The sequence below is a fragment of the Streptomyces sp. NPDC040545 genome (assembly GCF_055595065.1).
In genome coordinates, this window is sequence record NZ_JBVIWA010000002.1 from 74,736 (window position 1) to 99,360 (window position 24,625).

At 73.1% G+C, this 24,625-nt stretch carries 17 protein-coding genes, 1 tRNA gene and 3 pseudogenes; 9 read left to right on the forward strand and 12 right to left on the reverse strand.

Annotation, left to right across the window (positions count from 1 at the left end; translation table 11 throughout):
- Positions 1-5: 5 nt before the first annotated feature.
- From ACZ573_RS05260 to ACZ573_RS05270, 3 genes and pseudogenes are all read right to left on the reverse strand, one after another.
- Positions 6-1,274, reverse strand: coding sequence for an ABC transporter substrate-binding protein (locus ACZ573_RS05260; protein WP_471299258.1), 1,269 nt, complete (start codon positions 1,272-1,274; stop codon positions 6-8).
- A gap of 167 nt (positions 1,275-1,441) precedes the next feature.
- Positions 1,442-3,265 (reverse strand): AMP-dependent synthetase/ligase, encoded by a 1,824-nt coding sequence (locus tag ACZ573_RS05265; protein ID WP_471299261.1) that lies wholly within the window; start codon positions 3,263-3,265, stop codon positions 1,442-1,444.
- Between the two features lie 103 nt (positions 3,266-3,368).
- Positions 3,369-4,047, reverse strand: a pseudogene (locus ACZ573_RS05270) (LysR substrate-binding domain-containing protein); the annotation flags it as partial.
- A 2-nt stretch (positions 4,048-4,049) separates the two neighbouring features.
- Between ACZ573_RS05270 and ACZ573_RS05275 the strand changes: the two are divergent.
- Positions 4,050-4,268 (forward strand): annotated as a pseudogene (locus ACZ573_RS05275) (bile acid:sodium symporter); the annotation flags it as partial.
- 9 nt (positions 4,269-4,277) lie between these two features.
- Positions 4,278-4,715 (forward strand): (2Fe-2S) ferredoxin domain-containing protein, encoded by a 438-nt coding sequence (locus ACZ573_RS05280; protein WP_471299264.1) that lies wholly within the window; start codon positions 4,278-4,280, stop codon positions 4,713-4,715.
- 459 nt (positions 4,716-5,174) lie between these two features.
- Here the strand turns inward: ACZ573_RS05280 and fdhD are convergent, their stop codons facing one another.
- Positions 5,175-6,002 carry a formate dehydrogenase accessory sulfurtransferase FdhD gene (gene fdhD, locus ACZ573_RS05285; RefSeq protein WP_471299267.1) on the reverse strand — a complete coding sequence of 276 codons (828 nt, stop codon included), beginning with the start codon at positions 6,000-6,002 and terminating at the stop codon, positions 5,175-5,177.
- 205 nt (positions 6,003-6,207) lie between these two features.
- Here fdhD and ACZ573_RS05290 point away from each other — a divergent pair, with 205 nt between their 5' ends.
- Together ACZ573_RS05290 and ACZ573_RS05295 are read left to right on the forward strand one after the other, a co-directional pair.
- Complete coding sequence (locus tag ACZ573_RS05290; RefSeq protein ID WP_382541216.1) at positions 6,208-7,149, forward strand: beta-ketoacyl-ACP synthase III; 942 nt, start codon at positions 6,208-6,210, stop codon at positions 7,147-7,149.
- Positions 7,150-7,587: 438 nt separating this feature from the next.
- Positions 7,588-7,672, forward strand: a tRNA-Leu gene (locus ACZ573_RS05295).
- Between the two features lie 401 nt (positions 7,673-8,073).
- Here ACZ573_RS05295 and ACZ573_RS05300 read toward each other — a convergent pair.
- Together ACZ573_RS05300 and ACZ573_RS05305 are read right to left on the reverse strand one after the other, a co-directional pair.
- Positions 8,074-8,793: pseudogene (locus ACZ573_RS05300) on the reverse strand (IclR family transcriptional regulator domain-containing protein); the annotation flags it as partial.
- Positions 8,794-9,599: 806 nt separating this feature from the next.
- Positions 9,600-10,175 (reverse strand): sigma factor-like helix-turn-helix DNA-binding protein, encoded by a 576-nt coding sequence (locus ACZ573_RS05305; protein WP_471299270.1) that lies wholly within the window; start codon positions 10,173-10,175, stop codon positions 9,600-9,602.
- 508 nt (positions 10,176-10,683) lie between these two features.
- On the opposite strand from ACZ573_RS05305, the gene metG reads away from it, so the two are divergent.
- The 3 genes from metG to ACZ573_RS05320 all read left to right on the forward strand — a co-directional run bounded on the left by metG (position 10,684) and on the right by ACZ573_RS05320 (position 16,481).
- Entirely contained in the window at positions 10,684-12,399 is a 1,716-nt protein-coding gene (metG, locus tag ACZ573_RS05310; protein ID WP_471299272.1) for a methionine--tRNA ligase, read from the forward strand.
- A gap of 214 nt (positions 12,400-12,613) precedes the next feature.
- Positions 12,614-13,873: a glycosyltransferase 87 family protein gene (locus ACZ573_RS05315; RefSeq protein WP_471299275.1), complete on the forward strand. Its 1,260-nt coding sequence runs from the start codon at positions 12,614-12,616 to the stop codon at positions 13,871-13,873.
- Positions 13,874-13,913: 40 nt separating this feature from the next.
- Positions 13,914-16,481 (forward strand): MFS transporter, encoded by a 2,568-nt coding sequence (locus ACZ573_RS05320; protein ID WP_471299278.1) that lies wholly within the window; start codon positions 13,914-13,916, stop codon positions 16,479-16,481.
- A 70-nt stretch (positions 16,482-16,551) separates the two neighbouring features.
- Here the strand turns inward: ACZ573_RS05320 and ACZ573_RS05325 are convergent, their stop codons facing one another.
- The 3 genes from ACZ573_RS05325 to ACZ573_RS05335 all read right to left on the reverse strand — a co-directional run bounded on the left by ACZ573_RS05325 (position 16,552) and on the right by ACZ573_RS05335 (position 20,453).
- Positions 16,552-17,208, reverse strand: coding sequence for a response regulator (locus tag ACZ573_RS05325; protein WP_471299280.1), 657 nt, complete (start codon positions 17,206-17,208; stop codon positions 16,552-16,554).
- Positions 17,196-18,506, reverse strand: coding sequence for a sensor histidine kinase (locus tag ACZ573_RS05330; RefSeq protein WP_471299283.1), 1,311 nt, complete (start codon positions 18,504-18,506; stop codon positions 17,196-17,198). Before ACZ573_RS05330 ends, ACZ573_RS05325 begins: the two co-directional genes overlap by 13 nt.
- Positions 18,507-18,731: 225 nt before the next feature.
- Complete coding sequence (locus ACZ573_RS05335) at positions 18,732-20,453, reverse strand: serine/threonine-protein kinase (RefSeq protein ID WP_471299286.1); 1,722 nt, start codon at positions 20,451-20,453, stop codon at positions 18,732-18,734.
- A gap of 115 nt (positions 20,454-20,568) precedes the next feature.
- On the opposite strand from ACZ573_RS05335, the gene ACZ573_RS05340 reads away from it, so the two are divergent.
- Both ACZ573_RS05340 and ACZ573_RS05345 read left to right on the forward strand, forming a co-directional pair.
- Entirely contained in the window at positions 20,569-21,165 is a 597-nt protein-coding gene (locus ACZ573_RS05340) for a hypothetical protein (RefSeq protein ID WP_471299288.1), read from the forward strand.
- A 70-nt stretch (positions 21,166-21,235) separates the two neighbouring features.
- On the forward strand, positions 21,236-22,018 hold the full coding sequence (locus tag ACZ573_RS05345; RefSeq protein WP_471299291.1) for a bestrophin-like domain: 783 nt from the start codon (positions 21,236-21,238) through the stop codon (positions 22,016-22,018).
- A 76-nt stretch (positions 22,019-22,094) separates the two neighbouring features.
- Here the strand turns inward: ACZ573_RS05345 and ACZ573_RS05350 are convergent, their stop codons facing one another.
- The 3 genes from ACZ573_RS05350 to ACZ573_RS05360 all read right to left on the reverse strand — a co-directional run bounded on the left by ACZ573_RS05350 (position 22,095) and on the right by ACZ573_RS05360 (position 24,551).
- Positions 22,095-23,264 (reverse strand): MAB_1171c family putative transporter, encoded by a 1,170-nt coding sequence (locus ACZ573_RS05350; protein ID WP_471299294.1) that lies wholly within the window; start codon positions 23,262-23,264, stop codon positions 22,095-22,097.
- Positions 23,261-23,818 (reverse strand): toxin-antitoxin system, toxin component, encoded by a 558-nt coding sequence (locus ACZ573_RS05355; RefSeq protein ID WP_471299297.1) that lies wholly within the window; start codon positions 23,816-23,818, stop codon positions 23,261-23,263. Before ACZ573_RS05355 ends, ACZ573_RS05350 begins: the two co-directional genes overlap by 4 nt.
- 64 nt (positions 23,819-23,882) lie before the next feature.
- Positions 23,883-24,551, reverse strand: a complete 669-nt coding sequence (locus ACZ573_RS05360; protein WP_471299300.1) for a helix-turn-helix domain-containing protein — start codon at positions 24,549-24,551, stop codon at positions 23,883-23,885.
- Positions 24,552-24,625: the final 74 nt, after the last annotated feature.

Here is a 24,625-nt window from a genome sequence, read left to right on the forward strand (position 1 = left end):
CGGCCCTACTTGAAGGGGACGGGTTCGTAGCACTTGAACGGCACGGAGACCTCGTACGCGCCGTTCTTCAGCTGTACGAGCGCCCCGCAGCCGAAGCTGTCCTTCTGCCCCTTGGGCAGCGCGCGGTCGCCGACGAGCGTGCCGGTGTCGGAGAAGCCCTGCGCGGCGGCCTGGAAGGACTCGACGGTCAGGTTCCTGCCGGCTTTCTGCGCGATGGACAGGAAGAGGTCGGCCGACATGTACCCGGTGAGCATATGCATGCTGAGCGGCACGTCCTGGCCGCCCGCGGCCGCTTTGATGTCGGCCTTGAACTGCGCCATCTTCGGGTCGGCCGACTCGAACGGCTGGAACTGCAGCAGCACGTGCACCCCGTCGAGGGCCTGCTTGGTGGCGTCCTTGGCGAGCAGCCCGGGGTCGTAGTCGGTCGGGTCGGAGAGCAGCCCCCGGTAGCCGCTGCGCTTGAGCGCGATGAACAGTCCGATGTTGCTCGGGGTCTGCATGACGGAGACCACGGCGTCCGGGGCCTTGCCGTCGTTGCCGGTGAGGATCTCCTTCACGTACGCGGACCAGTCGCTCGGGACGGCGGTGGCGGGCACGGAGGCCTTGGCGTAGGTGACCTTGAACCCGGCGCTGGTGAAGCCCTGCTGGAAGGTCCGGATGCCGAACTTGCCGGCGTCGCTGTCGTTGGCGATGAGCGCGACCGTTTTGCCCTGGGCCCCGCCGAGGATCCGGCCGATGCCCTCGGGCCAGGTCTGGTTGAGGGTGCCGCCGGGGGTGGGGACCAGACAGCCGTTGAAGCCGTAGATGTGCTGGGGGCCGCAGAAGGCGGGCAGGGTGCCCCAGCCGAAGGTGGGGACCTTCTCCTGCTCCAGGAAGTCCGCGCCGGAGAAGGTCACCGAGCTCATGGGGGAGACGGCGAAGACCTTGTCCTGCTGGACGAGTTTGCGGGCGGCCGACAGGTTCTTGGCCGGGTCCTGGCCGTCGTCCTCCGCGCCGAGGTAGTCGATCTTGCGCCCGTTGATCCCGCCCTCGGCGTTGGCCCGGAGATAGCGGGCCTTGGCGCCGAGATCGGTGTCCTTCTTGCTGTAGCCGCTGGCGCTGGTCATCGACACGATCCCGCCGACCTTGATCGAATCGGCGCTCACCCCGCGGGAGTTGCCCGGCGCGTCGCCGGGTTTGCCGGGGGAGGTCCCGTTGGTGGAGGCGGAGTTGCAGGCGGAGACGAGCGCGAGGGCCGCCGCCGCGGCGGCCAGGGTGCGGATCGGTCGCGACATGTCGGGGATCCCCTCCGGTTGGAATCCCCGCATTCTGTGCGTGACCTGACGGATCGTCAATATTGTCGGCGAATGGAAATGACGATCCGTCAGTTTCGTGTACGCGCACCCGGTGGACGGCCCGGACCTGCCGCGACGGCCCGACGGCCCGCACCGCCGGACCCGGCTCAGGAGGAGTACAGCGCCGCGACCTCCTTCGCGTACGCCTTCTCGATCGCCCGGCGCTTGAGCTTCAGCGAGGGGGTTAGCAGCCCCCGCTCCTCCGTGAACTGCTCACCCAGCACCCGGAAGGTGCGGATCGCCTCCGCCTGCGAGACCAGGGTGTTCGCGGCCACCACCGCCCGGCGCACCTCCGCCGTCAGCTCGGGGTCACCCACCAGCTGCGCGGCCGGCAGCTGCGGCCGGCCGCGCATCGACAGCCAGTGCGCTATCCCGTCCATGTCCAGGGTGAGCAGCGCCGCGATGTACGGCCGGTCGTTGCCCACCAGCACGCACTGCGACACCAGCGGATGCGAACGGACCCGCTCCTCCAGCGCGGCCGGCGCGACGCTCTTGCCGTTGGAGGTCACCAGGATGTCCTTCTTGCGCCCGGTGATGGTCAGGTACCCGTCGGCGTCCAGCCGGCCGAGGTCCCCGGTGGCCAGCCAGCCGCCGCGCAGGACCGCCTCCGTGGCGCGGGGGTCGTTGAGGTACCCGGAGAAGATGTGGCTGCCGTGCAGCCAGACCTCCCCGTCGTCCGCGATGTGCACCGTGCTGCCCGGGATCGGCCGCCCCACCGTGCCGTACTTGGTCGCACCGGGCGGGTTCGCGGTGGCCGCCGCGCACGACTCGGTCAGCCCGTACCCCTCGAACACCGTGATCCCGGCCCCGTCGAGGAACAGCCCCAGGCGGCGCGACATCGCCGACCCGCCCGACATGGCGTGCCGCACCCGGCCGCCCATCGCCTCGCGGACCTTGCCGTAGACGAGCCGGTCGAAGAGCTGGTGCTCCATGCGCAGCGCGGCCGAGGGCCCCGGCCCGGCGCCGAAGGCCTTGCGCTCGCGCGCCTCCGCGTACCGCACGGCCGTCTCCACCGCCCGGTCGAAGGGGCCCGTACGCCCCTCCGCCTCCGCCTTGCGGCGGGCGCCCGCGAAGATCTTCTCGAAGACGTACGGGACGCCCAGCACGAAGGTCGGCCGGAAGGCGGCGAGGTCCGGCAGCAACTCGGCCGCTGCCAGCACCGGTTGGTGGCCCAGCTTCACCCGCGCCCGGACGGCGGCCACCTCCACCATCCGCCCGAACACGTGCGCCAGCGGCAGGAAGAGCAGGGTGGACGGCTCCTCGCCCTGCCGGGCCTGGAAGACCGACTCCCAGCGGCTGACCAGGGTGTCGGTCTCGTACATGAAGTTGGCGTGCGTGAGCACGCACCCCTTCGGCCGGCCCGTCGTCCCGGAGGTGTAGATGACGGTGGCGGTCGCGTCGGGCGTCACGGCGCCCCGGTGGCGGTGCACGACGTCCTCGGCGACCCCGCGGCCGTCGGTGACGAGCCCGTCCACGGCCCCGGCGTCGAGCTGCCACAGCCGGCGCAGATGGGGGAGCCGGTCGATGACCGACCCCACCGTCATGGCCTGGTTCTCGTCCTCGACCACGCAGGCCGTGCAGTCGGAATCGAAGAGGATCCAGTGGACCTGATCGGCGGAGGACGTCGGATACACCGGGACGGGCTGGGCGCCGATCGCCCACAGGGCGAAGTCGAAGAGGGTCCACTCGTACCGGGTGCGGGACATGACGGCGACCCGGTCCCCGAAGCGCACCCCCTGGGCCAGCAGTCCCCGGGCGAGCGCGAGCACCTCGGCGGCCAGCTCCCGGGACGTCACGTCCCGCCAGAGCCCGTCGGTCTTCCGGCCCAGAACCACCCGGTCCGGCTCCTCGCGAGCGTGCTGGAAGACGATGTCGGCCAGGCCGCCGACGGGTGCGCCCGTGACGACGGGTGGGACGGTGATCTCGCGCAAGGCCCCGCTCCTCTCCGCGCGCCGCGGTGAACGTACCGCACGGTCAACAGGGGGTGACCGGCCTTCGGATACCTCCACAAGACCTCCCCAGTGATCACGGTGTTCACGCCGTTGACGTGCGACTGAGCCGGTCGGCGCCGAAGAGCACGGCCGCCGCCGGCGCCTCGGCCGCGGCCGACGGACGCGGCCCGCGGAGCAGGGCGAACTCCACCGGCCCGAGCTCCGGCAGCCCGCCGACCCGCACCAGCCCCGGCGGGATCAGCCCCCGGGCGTGCGCCATCACGCCGAGCCCGGCCCGGGCCGCCGCGATCAGGCCGCTCAGGCTGCCGCTCGTGCACGCGATCCGCCACGCCCGCCCCTCGCGCTCCAGCACCTCCAGCGCCCGGGCGCGGGTGATGCCCGGCGGCGGGAAGACAATTCAGCGGAACAGGGCGCTCCGGGTCCACCCGCAGCCCGTCCGCACCGATCCACACCATCCGGTCCCGCCGGACGAGCCGGCCCCGCTCGTCCCCGGGCCCCCGCCGTTTCGCCAGCACCAGGTCCGGACGGCCCGCCTCCAGCCGCTCGTGCAGGGTTCCGGAGAGCTCCACCGACAGCTCCAGATCCACCTCGGGGTGCTCGTGCCGGAACCCTTCGAGGATCTCCGGAAGGCGCGTCAGCACGAAGTCCTCCGAGGCCCCGAACCGCAGCCGCCCGCGCAGCCGCGTCCCCGCGAAGAAGGCCGCGGCCCGTTCGTTCGCCTCCAGGATCGTCCGCGCGAAGCCGAGCAGCGCCTCGCCGTCCTAAGAAGAGCCTGGCCGCCGGACTTCCCATGGCCGGCGTGCTGTTCGGGGCCCATGCAGCCCTCGCCGTGCTCCCGCTGATGCTCTTCCACCAGATGCAGCTGAGGGTCTGCGCGGTCATCGCCCGGCGCCGCGCCCGGGACCCGCTGCCCGAACTCACCGCCGACCGTGTGGCGGACGTCTCGCCCGCGCGCCAACGGCCCGCGCCCCGGGCCCGTTAACGTTCGGTGGTGACCTGGATACGCCCGCTCGCCGCCCACGCCGAACGCCCCTGCACGCTGGTGGTCTGCCGTGGCTGCTGCTGCGGTGACCCGCGCAAGAACCCCGGCTCCGACCACGCCGGCCAGCTCGCCCGGCTGCGCGAGGCCGCCGCCGCTTCCGGGGGCCGCCTGGCCGTCCGTACGAGCGAGTGCCTCGGCCCCTGCGCCCAGGCCAACGTCATCGTGGTCCAGCCCACCACCGAGGCCCGCCGCCGCGGCGCCCGCGCGACCTGGTTCGGCTGGGCCCTGGACGACACCGCGACCGACGAGATCATCGCCTGGGCCGAGTCCGGCGGCCCGGGCACCACCCCGCTCCCGCCCACCCTGGACCTGCACCGCATCGACCCGCCGACCCCGAAGGCCCCCTCGCCCTCCGTCGCCTCCCGGCGCGCCCGCCGGGGGCGCTGACGTGACCAACCTCGCCCGGGCGGCGACCATAGCGCTCAGCGTGCTGTTCGGTCTGCTCTTGCTAGTGGCCCTGGCCTTCGGCCGGCTGGGCGGATCCTCCGCGCTCCGCTGACGGAGGAGGACGTCCTCGGTACCTGGCACGGCGACCGCGGCGCCGGGTTGGAGGTGCTGGCCGACGGCCGGGCCCGCCTCTCGGACGCTTCGGGCTGGCAGTGCGCCCGGGGCGGGCAGCCCGGCATGTTCACCGGCGAGGGCAACTGGACGCTCGGCCAACCCTCCGACGAGAACCCGGGGATCCGGATCCGGTTCAGCCCCGAGGGAACGCCCGAGATCCAGCAGTGCAACGACTGGTTCACCTCAGCGGCACCGGCAAGGGGAGCACCGGGGGAGACGGCAGCAGCGTGTGGGCCACCTTCTTCGGCTACAAGCGGGGAGCCGAGGAGCGGTTCCGGCGCGCGCCTACAGGGTGATCCGCTCCTCGCCCGCGTAGATGTTCATGTCCGGCCCCCGCAGGAAGCCGACCAGGGTCATCCCCGACTCCAGCGCCAGGTCCACCGCCAGTGAGGACGGCGCCGAGACGGCCGCCAGCACCGGGATGCCCGCCATCACGGCCTTCTGCACGAGCTCGAACGAGGCCCGGCCCGACACCAGCAGGACCGCGCCCGCGAGGGGGAGCCGCCCGGCCTGGTACGCCCGGCCCACGATCTTGTCCACCGCGTTGTGCCGGCCCACGTCCTCCCGCAGGTCGAGCAGCTCGCCCTGCGCCGTGAACAGCCCGGCCGCGTGCAGCCCGCCCGTACGGTCGAAGACCTTCTGGGCCGCGCGCAGCCGGTCCGGCATCGCGCTGAGGACCTCCGCGGGTACCCGTACCGGATCGGCGGTGATCCCCGGGAAACGGGTCGCCGTACGGACCGCGTCCAGGCTGGCCTTGCCGCACAGGCCGCAGGAGGAAGTGGTGTAGACGTTCCGCTCCAGCGTGATGTCCGGCACCGGGACCCCGGCGGCCAGCTGCACGTTCACCACGTTGTAGGTGTTCGACCCGTCCTCCGTGGCCCCCTCGCAGTACGTGACGGCCTGCACGTCCGACGCGGCCGCGAGCACCCCCTCGCTGACCAGGAAGCCCACCGCAAGCGCGAAGTCGTCGCCCGGCGTCCGCATCGTGATGGCCAGCGGTTTGCCGTTGAGCCGTATCTCCAGCGGCTCCTCGGCCACCAGCGTGTCCGGCCGGACACCCGCCGCGCCGTTCCGGATCCGGACGACGCGACGACGCTCGGTGACCCGTCCCATGGTGATCAGCACACCCCTTCTGTTCCCGCCCGTTTCCGACAAGCTCATTGTCGCGGTTCCGCTTCCCGTGACGCCCCCGGCAGGTGGATCCTCGGGAAGCTCCAAAATCCGGGGCGGGAATCCTGTCGGGTCACACGCACCCGTACCCACCAGTAGCAGGCAAAGCTGGGTGATCCTGACTTCCGTACAAGGGGGGACCCTGCCCATGACCGGTTCACGCGTGGTGGCTCTAGGGCACTACCAGCCCGCGAAAGTGCTCACCAACGAGGACCTCGCGGCCATGGTCGACACCACCGACGAGTGGATCCGTTCCCGCGTCGGCATCCGCACGCGCCACATGGCAGGCCCGGACGAACCGGTGGACGAGCTGGCCTACCAGGCGGCGGGCAAGGCGCTGGCCGGCGCCGGCCTGACCCCGGACGACATCGACCTGGTGCTGGTCGCCACGTCCACCGCGATCGACCGTTCACCCAACATGGCCGCCCGCGTCGCCGCCAAGCTGGGCATGGGCGGCGGCCCCGCCGTGATGGACATCAACGTCGTCTGCTCGGGCTTCACCCACGCTCTGGCCACCGCCGACCACGCCATCCGGGCCGGCTCCGCCACCCGCGCCCTGGTCATCGGTGCCGACAAGATGACCGAGATCACCGACTGGAGCGACCGCACCACCTGCGTGCTCACCGGCGACGGAGCGGGTGCGGCCGTCGTCGAGGCCTGCGAGGAGCCGGGCATCGGCCCGGTCCTGTGGGGTTCGGTCCCGGAGATGGGCAACGCGGTCCGGATCGAGGGCTCGCCGCCGGTCTTCGCCCAGGAGGGTCAGTCCGTCTACCGCTGGACCACCAGCCAGCTCCCGCCGCTCGCCCGCAAGGTGTGCGAGAAGGCCGGCGTCACCCCGGAGGAACTGGCCGCGGTCGTCCTCCACCAGGCGAACCTGCGGATCATCGAGCCGCTCGCCGCGAAGATCGGCGCCGTCAACGCCGTCGTCGCCCGCGACGTCATCGAGTCCGGCAACACCTCGGCCGCCAGCATCCCGATGGCCCTGTCGAAGCTGGTCCAGCGCGGCGAGATCCCCTCCGGCGCCCCGGTCCTCCTCTTCGGCTTCGGCGGCAACCTCTCCTACGCGGGCCAGGTCATCCACTGCCCGTAGGCGTCGCGCTGCAGCCCGGGGTCCAGCGGACCTCGGCTCCCAGCGGCCGGCCCGTCGAAGAACCCGGCGGCCAGCACCGGCACAGCGCGCACAGCATGGTGGGGAACGCGAACCAGAGCACTCCGAACCCGTGCGCCTGCGTGCAGGGCGCTGTGCACGAGGACCACGAACACCTACCCCAGGCCGAAGGCGATCCCGCCGGCGCCCAACGCGGTCGGCACGGCCGGCGCGCACACCAGGAACGCCCCCATGGCCAGCCCTGCGGACCGGCCCGCCCCCGACGGTGGCGAGACGGTCCGTCCCGCTACGGCCTTCGGTGCATGCGTGCAGGTCAGCCCGGCGTGGCGAAGGATCACCGCCCGGATAAGTGGTCGGAGCCACGCCGATCCTTTGCTATTGTTGTCCATGTCGCCGCGGGAAACCGGGGCCGACCACCTGGTCCGGGTGGCGGAATGGCAGACGCGCTAGCTTGAGGTGCTAGTGCCCTTTATCGGGCGTGGGGGTTCAAGTCCCCCCTCGGACACATGAAGCAGGAGCCCCACACATCGTGTGGGGCTCCTGCTGTTTTCCCGGACCGGCCGGGCAGGACAGGGGCGGTCACGGACCCAGGACCACCAGACCCGTCGGAGTGGTGAGGCTGCCGGGGACGACAGACGTGAACGTGTGGGGCATCGACAGGCGGGGCTGGTCGGAGTCCGGGGCGGCGTCGAAGAGATACGCCGCGCCGGCGGCGGTGTCACTGACCAGGTGCGGGCCGACCGCCGCGGCCGTGCTCCCGGTCAGCGGGGTACGGAAGAGCCGCCGCAGGTGCCGCAGGGTCTCCGGGGTGACCGGCGTGACCGGGGCCCGCATCGGCTCGGGCCGGTCGGCCGGAGTCTGCTCCGTGGCGGCCGGCGCCGGGGCGTCCGGGGGGATCGCACCGGTCAGGAGCAGGGCGAGGAGGACCGGTACGGCCTTGCGGCGCAGCGCCTCGGTGGCCGGGCGCAGCCGGTGGGCATGGGCCGCCGGCAGCGACAGCGCCAGGCTCCCCGCGGCGCCGCCCGTGGCGATGGGCACGGCCGAGCAGACGACCCCCGGGGAGTACTCGAGGAGGTCGAAGACGGGCGCGCCCGGAGCCACCGCGTCCAGCGCCGTGAACAGGGCCCGGCTGTCGGTGATGGTCTGCGGGGTGAGCCGGGCGGGCCGGTGCCGGGCCACGTGGTCGGCGCGGCGGTCGTGGTCGAGCTGCGTCAGCAGGCACTTGCCGACCGCGCTGGCATGCGCGGCGTCCCGGAAGTCGACCCACTCCCGGACCGGCGGGGTCGCCGGCCCGGCCGCCATCTGCGTGATGTGGACCTCACCCCCCGCGTACCGGCTGAGGTACACCGCGGCGCCCGCGCTGTCCCGGGCCAGGGACAGGGTGCGCTGGAGCTGCCCGGCCAGGCCGTGGCCGCCCGGGGCGGCGAGCCGGTCCAGGGCCGGGCCGCGCCCGTACACCCCCACCCCCGGCCGGTACGCATACTCCTCCTCGCACAGCATCGCCAGAAGGGGGCGCAGCTCCGCCTCCGCGAGGCCCGACTCCCGCGCGAGCCGACCGGTCCGTACGCCCAGCGGATGCCGCTCCAGGACGCGTACGACGGCCAGCGCGCGGCGGGCCTCCGCCAGCGCTTCGCCCGTACCGCCCTGTACGACGGTTCCACGGGCCGCGGCCGTCAGTGCCGGGTGGCGCAGCGGCCCGGCGGCCGGCCGGGCCGCCGGCCGCGGCACCGAGGCCGACGCCGTGACGGGCTGCGGCAGGAACGCGGCCAGCACCCCGGACAGCCCGGGCCTCGGCAGGGGCACCGGGCCCAGGTCGGGATCCTCGAGCTGGTCGACGTAGCGCAGCACGGCCGCCTGCGTGCACAGCCGGACCTCCCGCAGATCCCGCCGGCCGCCCGGCCGGAAGCCGCGCCGGCCCAGCTCGCGCGCCCAGTGCCGGGCGTCGTGGTGCTCGCCGCGCCGGGAGTGGTCGAGGAAGAGGCAGTACGCGGCCGCGGAGGTCCGCGGGCTGCCCGAACCGGCGGCGAACTGCCACCAGAACCGGGCCCCTTCGCGCAGACCGGCCAGGTGCAGCAGACAGCCGAAGACGACCGCCCCCGCCAGGTCGGTGTGTCCGTCGGTGAGGAACGAGTCGAGGTGCGCCCCGGCCTTGGGAGCGCACGCGGAGGCGAGGCAGACGGCCTTGAGGTCGCGCCGAGCCCGTTCGGCGTCGAGCGGGCAGTCCCGGGCGGGGTCGCTCCAGCCGTGCACCGACCGGCGCCGGGCGCGGTGCCCGGAGGCGGGCGGGTGCGGTGTGGCGCGCAGCAGCCGGGCCTCGGCGGCGCCGAGGTCGTAGTGCCGGTAGCGGTCGCGGACGCCCGCCCGGGCCAGGAACTCGGCGAGGGAGCGGGGGACCGGGTCGCCGTCCTGCAGCTCCTGCCGTTCGTAGTGCCTCATGATTCGGCTGATTCGGCTGATTCCGCTGATTCGGGCGATGCGGCGGAGGTGGCGGACGTGGCGAGCAAGCGGGCGAGCCGCCGGTGGGCCTGTCCGAGGTAGGAGCGGACCGTGGCCTCGTCGACGCCCATCACGGCTGCGGCCTCACCGGGGGTGCACTGGAGCCCGTACCGCAGCATTACGGAGTCGCGTTGCCGCTCGGCGAGCCGGGAGACGGCGGAGTAGAAGCGGATGGTGTCGGTCAGTACCTCGTACTGATCGGCGTGGGCCTCCTTGAGGGCGGCCTCGAAGGCGCTGATGTCCGTCGGCTCAGGCGGCTGCTGCCACGGATGGCGCCGGCGCTGCCGGTCGACCAGGCAGTGCTTGAGGACGGTCCAGGCGTAGGCGTCGAGGCGGTCCATGTGGAGCATCCGCAGCCACTCACCCATGATCGAGTCGAAGGCGGCGTCCACCGCCTCCTCCGCCGCCGCGTCGGAGCCCAGCTGCAGATACGCGAAGCGCATGTACGCGGGCCGCCGATTGGCGTGGAAGGCCCAGTACGACAGGCGCGCCGTCGGATCCCACTGGCTCATGGGAGTCGGCCGCCGACGCCGGCTCGGTAGTCCCACGGCCCCACCGGACTCCTCCGGTCCGCCATCGTTCACCGCTCCACCTCATCCCCTGTGCGCTGAACAGGAAAGCAGCGCGGGCGCACTCGGAGGGCGCAGAGAAGAAACCTGGAAGCAATGCGTCGCGGATGATCGACCCGTGATCGATCTCGATCGTGCACGGCTCCAGCCAGCACGTATGCATATGCCCGCAGCTGGTGCCATCGCAGGTGCCGCCGTCACCGCCGCCGTCACCGCCGCTGTCGCCGCTGCCGCTGTCGTCGCCCGGACACCGGTCGGGTGCGCCGCGGTCCGGCTGTAACATGGGCCCGATCGCGAGGGCCGTGACGGAGAGGTCACTGCCCTCGCTTTTGCTTTACGTCCACCCATGAACAAATGCGGCGCGTGGCTTCGCGGCGGTTCGATACGATGAACCGCATTCACAATCCGTTACGTCACGTTGTACCGCACATAGGAAATGGAGCATCCGAGGATGGCTCGACACCTGATCACCAGCGCGCTTCCGTACATCAACGGGATCAAGCACCTGGGCAACATGGTCGGGTCGATGCTTCCGGCGGATGTGTACTCCCGGTACCTCCGCCAGCGCGGCCACGACGTCCTGTACATCTGCGCCACCGACGAGCACGGCACCCCCGCCGAACTCGCCGCCAAGGAGGCCGGCATCTCGGTCGCCGAATTCTGCGCGCAGGCCCACGACGCCCAGAAGGCGGTCTACGACGGCTTCGAGCTGTCCTTCGACTACTTCGGCCGCAGCTCCTCCGCGCAGAACCGCGAGATCACCCAGCACTTCGCGCGGAAGCTGCAGGAGAACGGGTTCATCGAGGAGCGCGCGATCCGGCAGGTGTACTCGCCGGTCGACGGCCGCTTCCTGCCCGACCGCTACGTCGAGGGCACCTGCCCGCACTGCGGCTACGACAAGGCCCGCGGCGACCAGTGCGAGAACTGCACCCGCGTCCTGGACCCCACGGACCTGATCGAGCCCCGCTCGGCCATCTCCGGCTCCACCGAGCTGGAGGTCCGCGAGACCAAGCACCTCTTCCTCCTGCAGTCCAAGCTGCAGCACGAGGTCGAGGCCTGGGTCGCCGAGCACGAGGAGGAGTGGCCGCAGCTCGCCTCCTCCATCGCCCGCAAGTGGCTGACCGAGGGCCTGCACGACCGCGCGATCACCCGCGACCTCGACTGGGGTGTTCCGGTCCCGGCCGACACCTGGCCCGAGCTCGCCGCCGAGGGCAAGGTCTTCTACGTCTGGTTCGACGCCCCGATCGAGTACATCGGCTCCACCAAGGAGTGGTCCGACCTGGACCCGGCGAACCGCGACTACAAGTCGTGGTGGTACGAGGCCGAGGACGTCCGCTACACCCAGTTCATGGCCAAGGACAACGTCCCGTTCCACACGGTGATGTTCCCCGCCACCGAACTGGCCACCCGCGAGCCGTGGAAGAAGGTCGACTACGTCAAGGCCTTCAACTGGCTGACGTACTACGGCGGCAAGTTCTCCACCTCGCAGAAGCGCGGCGTCTTCACCGACCAGGCGCTGGAGATCCTCCCGGCCGACTTCTGGCGCTACTTCCTCATCGCCAACGCGCCCGAGTCCGACGACTCGTCCTTCACCTGGGAGCACTTCCAGGCCACGGTCAACAAGGACCTCGGCGGCACCCTCGGCAACTTCGTCAACCGAGTGCTGACCTTCTCCCGCAAGAAGTTCGGCGACGAGGCCCCCGCGGGCAGCCCCGCGGGCGAGGCCGAGGCCAAGCTCGGTGAGCAGATCGCCGAGCTGCTGGCCGAGTACGAGGGCCACATGGACTCCCTCCAGTACCGCAAGGCCGCGGCCGCGCTGCGCGCCCTGTGGTCGGCCGGAAACGCCTACCTCGACGAGAAGGCCCCCTGGACCGAGGTCAAGACCGACCTGGAGGGCGCCGCGCTCACCCTGCGCACGGCGATGAACCTCATCCACCTCTACTCGGTGGTCTCCGAGCCGTTCATCCCGGCCTCGGCGCGTACCATCCGCTCCTCCTTCGCGCTCGCCGACGACACCGCCACGTGGATCACGCCGGAGCAGGCCCGGTCCCTGGACGCTGTGCCGGCCGGCACCCCGTTCACCGTGCCGCCCGTCCTGTTCGCGCGCGTCACCGAGGAGGACCTGGAGTCCTACCGCGAGCGGTTCGGCGGTAACCCGGAGGCCTGAGCCCGAGGCCCGAGGCCCGCTCACGGCCCGGTGACATCTGGGTGAGGGGCACGACCCGACGGGGTCGTGCCCCTTTCGCATGCCCGGAGGGAGGCCGGAAGAAGGGAAAGGCGAAGAGGGGAAAGGCGAAGAGGGAAAAGGTAGGGGAAACCCCACCGCGGACCGTCCACCTGGCTGTGCAGACCCGGCGGGGCCGCGCGGCTGGAATGGGCCCATGACCCTTTCCCTTACCGCCCGGTGGGCCACCGGCTGGCTGCTCGCCGCCGCGTGGGCGCTGTCCTTCCCGCTGTTCTCCTCGCTCGCGCCGCACCGGCTGTGGGGATGGTGCGCCGCCGCCGGATACCTCGGGGCCGCCGCGGCCACCGCACTCGGCCGCCGTCGCGCGGCGCTCGCCACCGCCCTGGTGGGTGCCGTCGCCGTACCGCTCCTGTGGCTGGTGCTGACCGGACAGGGGCAGTCGGAGGTGACGGTCGTCGAACGGTCCGCGCGGCTCCTGCTGGAGTCCGGCCGGCTCTACGTCGACCGGCCCGCGCACGTCGGGGAGTACACCCCCTACCTGCCGGGCATGGCGCTGCTCGGCATACCGCGGGCGCTGCTCGGGGGCGGCGGCAGCGGTGACGGCTGGGCGGTGCGGCTGCTGGGGGACGCCCGGATCTGGTGCACGGCCGTGCTGTTCGGCTGCCTGTGGGCGGCCCGGCGGCTGCTGGGTGGCGGGCCGGGCCGTACACCCGGCGGTGCGCCGGGCCGGTTGCTGCCGGTCCTGGTGGCCTCGCCGGTGGTGGCGCTGCCCCTGGCGGTGAGCGGGGTGGACCTGCCGCTGGCCGGGCTCTGCTGCCTGGCGCTGGCGGCCGCGGCCGCCGGGCGGCCCGTCCTGGCCGGGGCGGCCCTCGCCGGGGCGTGCGCGCTGAAGTGGACGGCGCTGCCCGCGGTCGCGGTGGCCGTCGCCCTGCTCGCGGTCTGCCGGGGCGGGCGGCCGGCGGTGCGCTGCGCGCTGGTGGCGGCCGGCGGCACGGCCCTGCTGGTGCTGCCGGCGGCGCTGCTCCAGCCGGCGGAGCTGTGGCGCCAGGTGTTCGCCTTCCCCACCGGGCGGGCGGAGGTGCCGACCCCCGCGAGCAGCCCGCTGCCCGGGCACCTGCTGGCCGGACTGGGTCCCTGGGGCTGGTACCTGACGGTGGGCCTGCTGCTGATGGGAGGCCTCGCGGTGGCCCTCTCCCTGCTCGCCCGGCCGCCGCGTACGGTGGCGGCCGCCGCCGACCGCCTCGCCCTCGGCCTCACGCTGGCCTTCCTCCTGGCCCCTGCGGGCCGCTTCGGCTACCTGGCGCTGCCGGTCCTGCTGGTGGTCTGGGCCCGCTCGGTGGCCGTACCCGGTGTCTCGCGCGTGGTGACGGGCTCGTTCCGGCTCCGGCTCCGGCTCCGGCCGTCGGACGGGCGGCCGGAGGTACACGGCGAGCGGCCGGGAAGGCATTTCGCCTGATGGTCCCCGCATATTGGATAGTTGCCCTATCCTTCGGTCCGTGGATCAGCTGATCGCCGAAGACCCGAGCCGTATCGGACCGTACCGCCTGATCGCCCGGCTGGGCGCGGGTGGCATGGGACTGGTCTATCTGGGCCGCTCCGAGGGCGGCCGTACCGTTGCCGTGAAGGTGGTCCAGGCGGAGTTCGCCGGGAACCCGGAATTCCGCCGGAGGTTCGCCCGCGAGGTGGCCGCCGCGCGGCGGGTGGGCGGCAGCTGGACGGCGGCGGTGCTCGACGCCGACACCGAGGCCGCCGTGCCCTGGGTGGCGACCCAGTACATCCCGGGGCCCGACCTGCAGACCGTGGTCGCCCGGCAGTTCGGTCCGCTGCCCGAGGATTCGGTGCGGACCCTCGCCAACCGGCTCGCCCTCGCCCTGCGGGCCGTGCACGAGGCGGGCCTGATCCACCGCGACCTCAAGCCCTCCAACGTGCTCGTCACCGTCGACGGGCCCCGCGTCATCGACTTCGGCATCGCGCGGGCGATGGACAGCCTGACCGGGGACAGCCTGCACACCCGCACGGGCATGCTGATCGGGTCGCCGGGGTTCATGTCCCCGGAACAGGTCCGCGGTCTCGAACTGACCCCCGCCAGCGATGTCTTCTGCCTCGGTGCGGTCCTCGTGTACGCCGCCACAGGACGCATGCTCTTCGGCGCCAAGGACACCGGTCTGAACGCCCACCTCTTCCGGATCGCCGAGGAGGAGGCGGACCTGACCGGGGTTCCGGAGTCGCTGGCCGGCCTCGTCGGCGCGTGCCTGCACAAGGACCCGGCCCGGCGGCCCACCCCCGAGGAGGTGGCCGAGCGTACGGCGGAGGACGCCGCCGGGGAATGGCTCCCGGGCAAGGTGCTGGCCCAGCTGGGCCGGCATGCCGCGCAGTTGCTGGACTACGCCCCGGCGTCCCCCGTAGGAGCCGGAGCCGGCGGCGGGGCCCCGACCGAGGAGTCTCCCGCCGAGAAGGCGCCGGCCGAGAAGTCCCCCGTCGAGAAGACGCCGGATCCCCGCCTCGTGCCGTCGCAGTCCCGGCAGGACGCCTCCCCGTACGGGACACCGCCCCCGCCGCCCGCGTACGCCCCCACGGCCCCCGGCCACTTCGGTCCCGCGGACGGCTTCGGCCCGCCCCCGGGCCCCGTCCCCGGCGACCCGTCCGTCCCCGCGCCCCCGCACCCGAGGCGTTGGTGGGGCCTCGCGGTCCTCGCCCTGATCCAGCTGCTGGTGCTGGTCGAAGCAGCGCAGTTCAACCTGCTCGGACCGCGGATCCATGCCGAATTCGGCCTCGGCTACGACGGCCTCGGCCCGCTCTTCAGCGCCTACCTGGCCGCCCTCGGCGGACTGCTGCTGCTCGGCGGGCACCTCGTCGACCTGCTCGGGGCCCGGCGGATGCTGGTGACCGGCCTGATCGGATGCGCGGTGGCCGCCGTACTCGGCGGCGCGGCCGGCGGCTCCGGGCTGCTGATCACCTCCCGTGCCCTGCAGGGCGCCTTCGCCGCCCTGCTCGTCCCGGCCGCGCTGTCCCTGGTGGCCACCGGATTCACCGACCCGCGGGAACGCGGCCGGGCCTTCGGGATCTACGCGGCGGTCGCCGCGGGCGGCGGTGCACTCGGCGTGTTCACCGGCGGGTGGCTCACCGAGACCCTGGACTGGCGCTGGGCCCTGTGGTCGGTCGTTCCGCTCGCCGTGCTCGCCCTGATCGGCGCGCTCACCCTGCTGCCCGACCGCCCGGGCCGCACCGGAGCCCGGTTCGACGGACTCGGCGTACTCCTCGGCACGGCGGGATCCGCCGCCCTGACCTACGGCCTCGCCGAGGTCGAGACGGTCGGCTGGAGCGTCGCCCTGAGCCTGTTGCTGATCGTGGGCGGCATCGCGCTGCTCGCCGCCTTCCTGTGGTGGCAGACCAGGGCGTCCGGCCCGCTGCTCCCGGCGTACGTCCTCGCCGACCGCAGCCGCCTCGCCTCCCTCCTGGTCCTCCTCTGCACCGGGGTCGCCGTGGTCGCGCTCCTCCCGGCCCTGGGCTTCTTCGCCCAGCAGATCCGCGGCGAGGGCCCGGGCGTGTCCGGGACGGCCCACCTGCCCCTGGCCGCCGCGGCCCTCGTGGCCGCCACCCAGATCTCCGCGCGCCTGCTGCCCCGCCTCGCGCCTCGCGCCCTGCTCCTGGCGGGGCTGGCGGTCACGGCCCTCGGGCTGACCCTGCTGGCCGGTGTGGGTGGCGCCGCCACGTACGCGACCGGGGTGCTGCCCGGCATGCTGCTCACCGGCGCCGGCCTGGGCCTGGCCCTGGTCCCGCTCTACGCCGTCGCGACCGCCGGAGTGGCCCCGCAGCACGCGGGCGCGGCCTCGGCGGCCCTCGGCGCGGCCCACCACCTGGGCCAGTCGATCGGCGGGGCGGTGCTCGGCACCGTTCTGATGAACCGCATGAACCGGGTCTCGGACGACACCGACGTGTTCGCCCGGCTGCTCGACGCCTACACCACCACCCTCTGGTGCGGGGTCGGCGCCCTCCTGCTCGCGGCCCTGCCGGCCGCCCTGCTGATCAGAACCCCGCGGCGGGACCCGGGTGCGGCCGGCTAGGCCGGGGACTGCCTAGAGGTCCTGTCGTCAAAGTGGCGTCGCGGGCCCGACGGGACTTTGACGACAGGGCCTAGCCCTCCTGGCCCGAGAGGTGGGCCAGGACCGCCAGGACCCGGCGGTTGCCCTCGGTGGCGTCCAGGTCGAGCTTCATGAAGATGCTGGAGGCGTGTTTGACGACGGCGGCCTCGGTGATGAACAGCCGTGCCGCCAGGGCCTGGTTGTTGAGGCCCGAGGCCATCAGGGTCAGCACCTCCCGCTCGCGCGGGGTCAGCCGGGCCAGCGGCCGTTCCTCGGACTGCCGGCTGAGCAGGACCCGTACCACCTCCGGGTCGATGACCGTTCGGCCCTCGGCGACCTGCTGGAGGGCGTCGAGGAACTCGGCCACCTCGCCGACCCGGTCCTTGAGGAGATAGCCCAGCCCGGCCGCCGAGGCACCCGTGAGCAACTGGGTGGCGTAGGCCGTGGCCACGTACTGCGAGAGCACCAGCACGGGCAACGAGGCGTCCCGGGAGCGGAGTTCGAGTGCGGCCCGCAGACCCTCGTCGCGGAAGCCGGGCGGCATCCGCACATCCGTCACGACGGCGTCCGGCCGCTGCGCCTCCACCGCCCGCACGAGCTCCTCGGCGCTCCCGACGGCGGCGAGGACCTGGTGCCCGCCCCGGGTGAGGAGTTCCGTCAGCCCCGCGCGCAGCAGTACGGAGTCCTCGGCGAGGATCAGCCGGAGCACGGGACCTCCACCCGGAGTCGGGTCGGTCCGCCCACCGGACTGGACACCACCAGCCTGCCCTTCAACATCGCCACCCTGTCCGCGAGTCCTGCCAGGCCCGCTCCCGCGCCGGGATCGGCGCCGCCGCGGCCGTCGTCGGTGACGGTGAGAGTGAGCCGGTCACCCTCGACCTTACCGACGACGGCGACGCGCGAGGCGCCGCTGTGCTTGGCCGCGTTGGCGAGCGCCTCGGTGACGGTGAAGTACGCCGTGATCTCCACCGGTTCGGCCAGCCGGGGCACGTCGAGGTCCACGGTCACCGGTACGGGATGGCGCAGGGCCACCTCGGCGACGGCCGCCGCGAGCCCGTGGTCGGTCAGGACCTGCGGGTGGATACCCCGTACCAGGTCGCGCAGTTGCTCCAGGGCGACCTTGGCCTCTCCGCGTCCCCGGGCCACCAGGGCGGCGGCGCCGGCCGCCTGCGGGATACCGCGCAGTTCCAGCTCGGCGAGGCCCAGGGTCATGCTGAGGGCGACCAGCTGCTGCTGCGCGCCGTCGTGCAAATCCCGCTCGATGCGCCGCCGTTCGGCTTCGAAGGCGTCGACCAGGCGGACCCGGGAGCGGGTGAGCTCCAGGATCCGGTCGGCCTCCACACGCGGTCCGAGCAGCAGGCGGGCGGTCTTCACCTGGGCCCCGGCGAGCAGGGCACCCGCGTACGCCGCCACCACCATGCCGGCCAGGCCGACGGCCGTGCCGCCGAGGGCCTCCAGCGGCCCGGAGACCGCCCGGCCGGGGATCAGCATCACCGTGTCCGGGGCGATGGCCCAGACGATCGCCGGCGTCGCGACGAGGATCAGGGCGAAGGCCAGCAGCGTGACCACGGCGAACCCGGCCGCCCCGAAGACCGGCCCGAGCAGGGTGGCGTACGCGAGCTCCCGCCAGGTGGCCCGCTCCCGCAGCCGGGTCCGCAGCCAGGCCGCGGGCCCGGCCCCGGCGAGGGAGGCGTGGGGGTCCGGCACGGCCTCGGGCTCCACGCACCGCAGCCGCCACCGCTCCAGCGCCCCCAGCGGCACCACGGCGACGACTGCGCCCAGCAGGAGCAGCAGCCCGATCCCGACCACCGCCAGCGCCACCCCGAACCCGAGGAGCAGGACGAGGACGACCAGTACCGGATAGCCGATGAGGAATCCGCTGCCCAGGTACGCCCAGCACCGCCAGGGCCACCACGAGCCGAGGAACCGCAGCGGCCGGCGTATCGCGGCCAGGACGGCGACCGGTGGCGGGTCGGCGGGTTGGGGGAGGGGCGGGGACTCGGACATGTCTCCCCAGCCTAGGCGAGACGTCGGGCCGTGACCCTCGCGGGGCCGTGACGTACCGTCATATCCCTGCGCCCAGCGCCAGGAAGCCGCAGATCAGCACGAGGAGGATGGCCGGCAGGGCCGGACGAAGCGCAGGTACTTGTCGTGGCCGAGGGCCGGCATCACCGGCACCGGCGGACCGTAGAAGCCGAGGGTCCCGGATGAACCGGGGCGCGGTGGCGGGCGTCAGCCCGCGGTGCGTACGAAGGTCCGCACCGCGGTCTCGAAGTAGCCCCGGGCCTCGTCACCCTGGCGGACCGGTGAGGACACCCACACGTCGTAGAGGCGGCCGTCCTCCTCCCAGCACAGGTCGCGGGTGTGCCGCGGGCCCTCGGCCGTCGAGAAGCCGTCCCAGGTGAACAGCCACAGGGCGGCCTGCCGGCCGTTCTGCGAGGTGGTCACGACCTCGGCGTCACGGTAACCGGGGTTGGTCCCCGGCCCCTTGGCGTGGGCGCGCTGATGGACGGCGAGCGGGCCGCCCGACTCGGGTTCGGCCACCTTGATGCCGATGCGGAAGGTCTCACCGGGTGACATGTAGAAGATCCGCGGACCTTCCACCTTGCGGGTGAAGCCGAGCGGGACCGCGAGCGAGAAGCCCTCCGGGTCGGTGACGACGCGGTAGCCGGCGGGTGCGGGCTTGTCGTCGGACGAGGGGGAGACCGTGTCGATCTTCTCGCCGGTCGCGGCGGAGGTGGGTGCGTGCGGCAGTCCGGCGGCCCCGCTCGTGGACGTCTGCCCTCCGCGCTCGCCGTCGTTCATGAGCAGCGCGGCGGACACGCCCGCACCGGCGATCGCGGCCACCAGCAGACCGGCGATCAGCGCCGCCCGCGGCCGCCGCTTCCCGGGGGTGCGTACGGGCCCGGGCGCGGGGTCCGGTACGGGGGCCGATACGGGCGTCGGCGCGGACTCCGGGGCCGCGCCGGGCTGCGTCGTGCCGTGCGGGACCGGAGCGGGCGCGGCGGGCACCGGAGCGTGAGCCTGCGGGGCCGGGGCCGGAGTGGGCGCGGCCGGGGCCGGGTTCCGCGGGGCGGGGTCCTGCGGGGCCGGGGTGTACCGCGTCGGGGTGTACTGCGCCGCCGTCTCCGCGCAGTCCCGCAGCATCTGCTCGGCCCGCTCCGCGCCCAGCCGCCCGGCCGGATCGCGCTCCAGCAGCCCCCGCACCACCGGCAGCAGCGGGCCGCACGCCTCCGGGGGCCGGATCTCGTCGAAGACCACCGCGTGCAGGATCCCGCCGAGCGAGTCCCGCCGGAAGGGCGAGGCGCCGCTGAGGGCCGCGCACAGCAGGGCGCCCAGCGACCACAGGTCGGCCTCGGGCCCCGCCGGCGTCTGCCCCGACATCCGCTCGGGCGCGGTGTATTCGGGGGAACCGACGAAGGACCCGGTGGTGGTCAGCGTCGTGGCGCCCGACACCTGCGCGATGCCGAAGTCGGTGAGCACGGGCCGCCCGCCCGGCGCCTCCAGCAGGACGTTCGCCGGCTTGATGTCCCGGTGCAGCACCCCGGCCGCGTGCGCCGTGCGCAGCGCGCCGACCAGCGCGATCCCGATCCGGGCCGCCTCGGCGACGTCCACCGGGCCGGTCCGGGAGAGCCGGTCGGCGAGCGAGCCGCCCTCGACCAGTTCCATGACGATGTACGGGAGTTCGCCGTCCTCGACGATGTCGTGCACCACGATGATGTGGGGGTGCTTGAGCTGCGCGGCCGCCCGTGCCTCGCGGAGCGTGCGCTCACGCTGGTGCCGGGCCTCTTCCTCGGACAGCGCGGGGTCGAGCGCGACCTCCTTGACGGCGACGTTCCGGCCGAGCAACTGGTCGGTGGCGCGCCACACGATGCCCATGCCACCGCGCCCGAGCTTGGCGTCCAGCCGGTAGCGCCCTGCGATCAGCCGGGCGTTCGCCCCCTCGGTCCCCATGGCGACATCATGCCGCATCACGGATCAGCACCCGTCCGCGGCGTGTCGAAGCCGCCCCTTGATCGTTTCTTCAGCGGTAGCCCTTACTTCTGCTGCGGATTTCGGGAGGCGCGCGGTGACCGCTTGGCAGTACTTCGCCGGGGCGGGCCTGGTGGCGGCGCTCTGCCCGCTGCACGGCCATGTGGCGGTCGCGAGCGAGGACGACGGCGACGGCTACGGAGCCCGCGTCGACCTGTGCGTGCCGGCCGGGGAGCCGGAGAGGCCGGTCTTCCGGCCGCCGTCCGGGTGGCCCTCGGTACGGGTGGCCGTGCCCGGCGCCGAGCGGCCGACGGTGCGTCACCCGGGGCGGCCCGCGGAGTCCGCCACCCCCACGGGGCGGCCCCTGCGGCCGGCCGAGCCCGGGCGGCCGCGTCCGCCGGGCGCGGCCGTGGAGCGTTCCGCGGAGGCGAGGGCCGGGGGGTCGGAGCCGCCGCAGCCCGCGGCGGGTCCCGAGGTCCGGGAGGAACCGGCGCCGGCCGACGCACCCGCCCCGCCCGCGGCCAGGGCCGCCGCCGCACGGGTGAGCGCCTTCCACGTGCGTCCGTACCGCTCGGTGGCCCTGGAGCGGCGCGGCCCGGGCGGGATGTCCACCGTGATGCTCATGGTCGTCGTCACCACCCCGGCCGTCCTTGCCGCCGCCGCCCTGCGCCCCCGCTCCAAGAGCCGCAGCTGACCGCTGCAGCCCCTTCACACCCCCGTCCGCCCGATCCACCGATCCACCGATCCACACCGGGAGAATCCACGTGTCCGAATGGCTGGTCCTGGCCATCGCCATGGCGCTCGTCTGCGCCCTCGTCCTCGCCATCACAGCGATCCGGCACCGCCGGGCCGCCGACGACGAGGACACCAGCGAAACCCCCGATGTCATCGAGTACATGACGATGATGGTGGGCGTGGTCTACGCGATCGTGCTGGGCCTGGCCATCGCGGGCGTCTGGGAGGCGCGCGGCGCCGCCGAGGACAGCGTGCGCCGTGAGGCCCAGGCCCTGTACGAGGTCACCCAGCGCGCCGACGTCTACCCGGCGGCCGTCCGCGACCGGATCCGGGGCGAGGTGGACGCGTACGTCTCCCACACCGTCGCCGTGGACTGGCCGCGGCTGACCGCCGGCGACAGCGCCTCGGCCGAGGGCGCCGCGCTGCTCGGCAAGCTGCGCACCGACGTCACGCACCAGAGCCCGGCCAACGAGCTCCAGGCGCAGGCCTACCAGCCGCTGCTGGACCACATCGCGGCCGCCGACGACGCGCGGCACTCGCGGACGCAGAGCTCCGAGTCCACGCTGCCGGGCGTGGTGTGGTTCGGGCTGCTGGTCGGCGGGCTGGTCACGGTCGGGCTGATCTTCACCCTGCAGATCCGCCGCTCGGGACGGGAGCTGCTGCTCGCCGGACTGTTCAGCGCGCTGATCGTGTTCCTGCTCTTCATGGTGTGGAGTTTCGACGCGCCGTACGGGCGGGAGGGGATCGACTCGGCCGGACCGTTCCAGGACCTGTTCCCGGCCACGGCGGCGGCGTCCGTAGCCAGCCGCTGAGGGACGGCCGGCGGACGACCAGGAGGTGTCCTGCCGATCAGGCCGGGCCCGGTCGGCAGGACACCTCCGGTCGCCGCTACACGGTCACCTCTCGCCGGACCGCCTGCACCACCGGTGAGTGCCGCAGCGCGTCGGAGATCCGCAGCAGGTCGCGCGGACCGTCGGCGGTGTCGGGGACGGTTTCCTCGTCCTCCCCGATGGCCTTTCCGTCGGGGTCGGCGGAGCGGGCCCGTACGGCGGCCGCGACCATGGCGGCCTCGGCGACGGCGCGGGCCGTCTCCTCGTCGGCACCCCCGGCGACGGCGCTCTCGTAGGCGTCGTCGCCGAGGCCCTTGTCGAAGTACGGCCCGAGGTGCAGGAAGCCGTCGTGGATGTCCGACTCGCGCTGGATCACCCGCAGTTCCGCCGCGGACCACCAGGCCATGTGCACGGAGGGCGTGCCGCTGGGCGCGGAGATCTGCACCTCGTGCCAGAGCGGGCCGAGCCGGCGGTACGTCGCCCAGGTCTGCCAGTGGTCCGACAGGCGCTGGCAGACGAGCGGGACCACGAAGCCCATGGCGCTGATCAGCGCCCCGAGGGAGGCGAGCGGCGGAGCGGCGTAGGTGCTGAGGCCGTCCAGGTCGTGGCCGGACCAGCGGGCGACGACCGCGGTCATCTTGGTGGCGTCGTAGGAGAGGTTGAAGATGTAGCCGATGACGATGATCACCAGGCCGACCCGCAGCCAGCCGCGGACCTGGAGCGACCAGCGCCAGCACAGGACCACCATCACCACCGCGGCCACGAAGTGCGCCAGCAGGTAGAGGGCGATCATGTGGCCGATGTAGGGCGTGTTCGCGTAGTAGGTGTCGAAGTCGCGCAGCCGCTCCACCGGGGTCTCACCGAGGGCGAAGAGCGCGATCAGGGCGAGGACCACCACGCTGTAGCCCAGGATCCAGCGGCGCGAGACGCTTCGGGTCTCTTCGGGCGGGCCGCCCCGCCAGTTGACCATCAGGATCAGGCAGGAGGCGCTGAATGCGGTGATCAGGCAGTAGACCAGGGGGGCCGAGACGTTGACGATCCCGGTCCAGCGGTTGACCGCGGCGATCGTGGGCGGGGCGGCGAAGGTGAACACCGCTCCCGCCAGGGTCAGCAGGGCGACGACCGATCGCAGGAGCGGGTCGCGCCAGTTGTGCCGCAGGGCCGGCAGCTTGAAGGCGAGTGAGACCGCCATCGCGGCCGCCGGTATGTAGTAGTCCTTGCCGTTCAACGCTCGTTCCTGTGCCCCCGGTAGCCCAGCGAAGCCTCGATCCGGCCCGCCAATTGATCACGCTGGACCGGAGCGCGGTGGCCGGCCGATCCGGCGAGCCAGTTCCGACACCGACTACCCAGCAGTAAGCCGAAGGTTTCGGCCTCGGTCTCCTCCTGGACATCGGCGCGCGTGCGCGCGGCGACGCGGCGCACGGTCTCGCCGATGTCGGCCTCGTCGGTCAGCAGCCGCGCGGCGACGGCGGCGCCGTCGACGTGGTGACTGCAGTGCCCGGCCTTCATGTGCCACAGCTCGTGGCCCAGGATCACCAGTTGGTGGTCCGGCGCGGTGCGCTCCTCGATGACCACGAGATCGCGGTCCGCCATGTCGAGCCACAGGCCGCTGGCCGTCCGCGGCGGGAACGCGGCCATCCGGAAGTCCACCCGGCGGCCGCGGTGTCTGCTCATGCCCTCGCAGAGGGCAGCGTAGAGGTCCACGGGCTCCACGGGCGCGGTCAGCCGGATCCCGGCCACCAGCTCCCCGCACAACCGCCGCTGCTCTCTGCCTATGCTCACCGTTCTCCCCGTCGGCGCGGATCCGGATCAGGACTCAAGGATCAGACCCAGACTCTCGACTGGGTCAGGATTCGTTCGGTTTGACGCTTTCGAGGAGCATGTCCAGCCATTCGGTCACCTTGTCCCGGTGCTTGTCGCTGGGCAGTTGGGCGGCGCGCCAGGCGATGCCCCGTACACCGTGGTTCTGGAGGAGTCTTGCCAGTGGATCGCCCGCCGATGCGGCCGAGGCCGGTACGGTTTCCCGCGCCCGCCCCGCGAAGTCCTGGAGCAGCTGTTGCTCGGTCCGCTGGAGCGCGTCGGTGAGGGCGTCGGAGTCGTGCGCCGTGAGGAACCCCGCGTGCACTCCGAAGAACCGCTGGATCGCGTCGCAGTGTTCCATGGTGGGACGCCGGTCGCCGTTGATCAGTGCTCCGGCCTGCTGCCGGGACATGCCGGCGCCGTCCGCGATCTCCTGCTGCGTGTAGCGGCGGCCGTTCGGTTTGACACGTGTCCGCCGGAGAAGGTCGAGACGCTGGAGGAACCGGGTCTGCAGATCGGGTTCGCCGGCCGGCCTGCCGTCGAGCAGGTTCCTGACCACGTCCGTGGGTACGCCGGAGGCTTCGGAGAGCCGCCGCAGGTCGAAGACCTGGTTCAGGTCGCGGCCCATCTTGCCCGCGAGTTCGGCGACCCGCGCGATGGTGGCTGCCATGGGTGCGTCGGCCACCGCGACGGGAGCCGGGAAGCCGTCTGTCACCAGTGGTTCTCCTAGATCGCGCGAAGTCGGTATGGGCACATGGTCGGCTTCTGGAATCTAGCCGCTCTCGCCCG

Bases quoted from the DNA above. Each gene is read 5' to 3' on its own strand.
- ACZ573_RS05260 (WP_471299258.1), bottom strand. From the start codon at position 1,274: ATGTCGCGACCGATCCGCACCCTGGCCGCCGCGGCGGCGGCCCTCGCG.
- fdhD (WP_471299267.1), bottom strand. From the start codon at position 6,002: ATGGGACGGGTCACCGAGCGTCGTCGCGTCGTCCGGATCCGGAACGGC.
- ACZ573_RS05290 (WP_382541216.1), top strand. From the start codon at position 6,208: ATGACCGGTTCACGCGTGGTGGCTCTAGGGCACTACCAGCCCGCGAAA.
- ACZ573_RS05305 (WP_471299270.1), bottom strand. From the start codon at position 10,175: ATGAGCCAGTGGGATCCGACGGCGCGCCTGTCGTACTGGGCCTTCCAC.
- metG (WP_471299272.1), top strand. From the start codon at position 10,684: ATGGCTCGACACCTGATCACCAGCGCGCTTCCGTACATCAACGGGATC.
- ACZ573_RS05315 (WP_471299275.1), top strand. From the start codon at position 12,614: ATGACCCTTTCCCTTACCGCCCGGTGGGCCACCGGCTGGCTGCTCGCC.
- ACZ573_RS05330 (WP_471299283.1), bottom strand. From the start codon at position 18,506: ATGTCCGAGTCCCCGCCCCTCCCCCAACCCGCCGACCCGCCACCGGTC.
- ACZ573_RS05335 (WP_471299286.1), bottom strand. From the start codon at position 20,453: ATGGGGACCGAGGGGGCGAACGCCCGGCTGATCGCAGGGCGCTACCGG.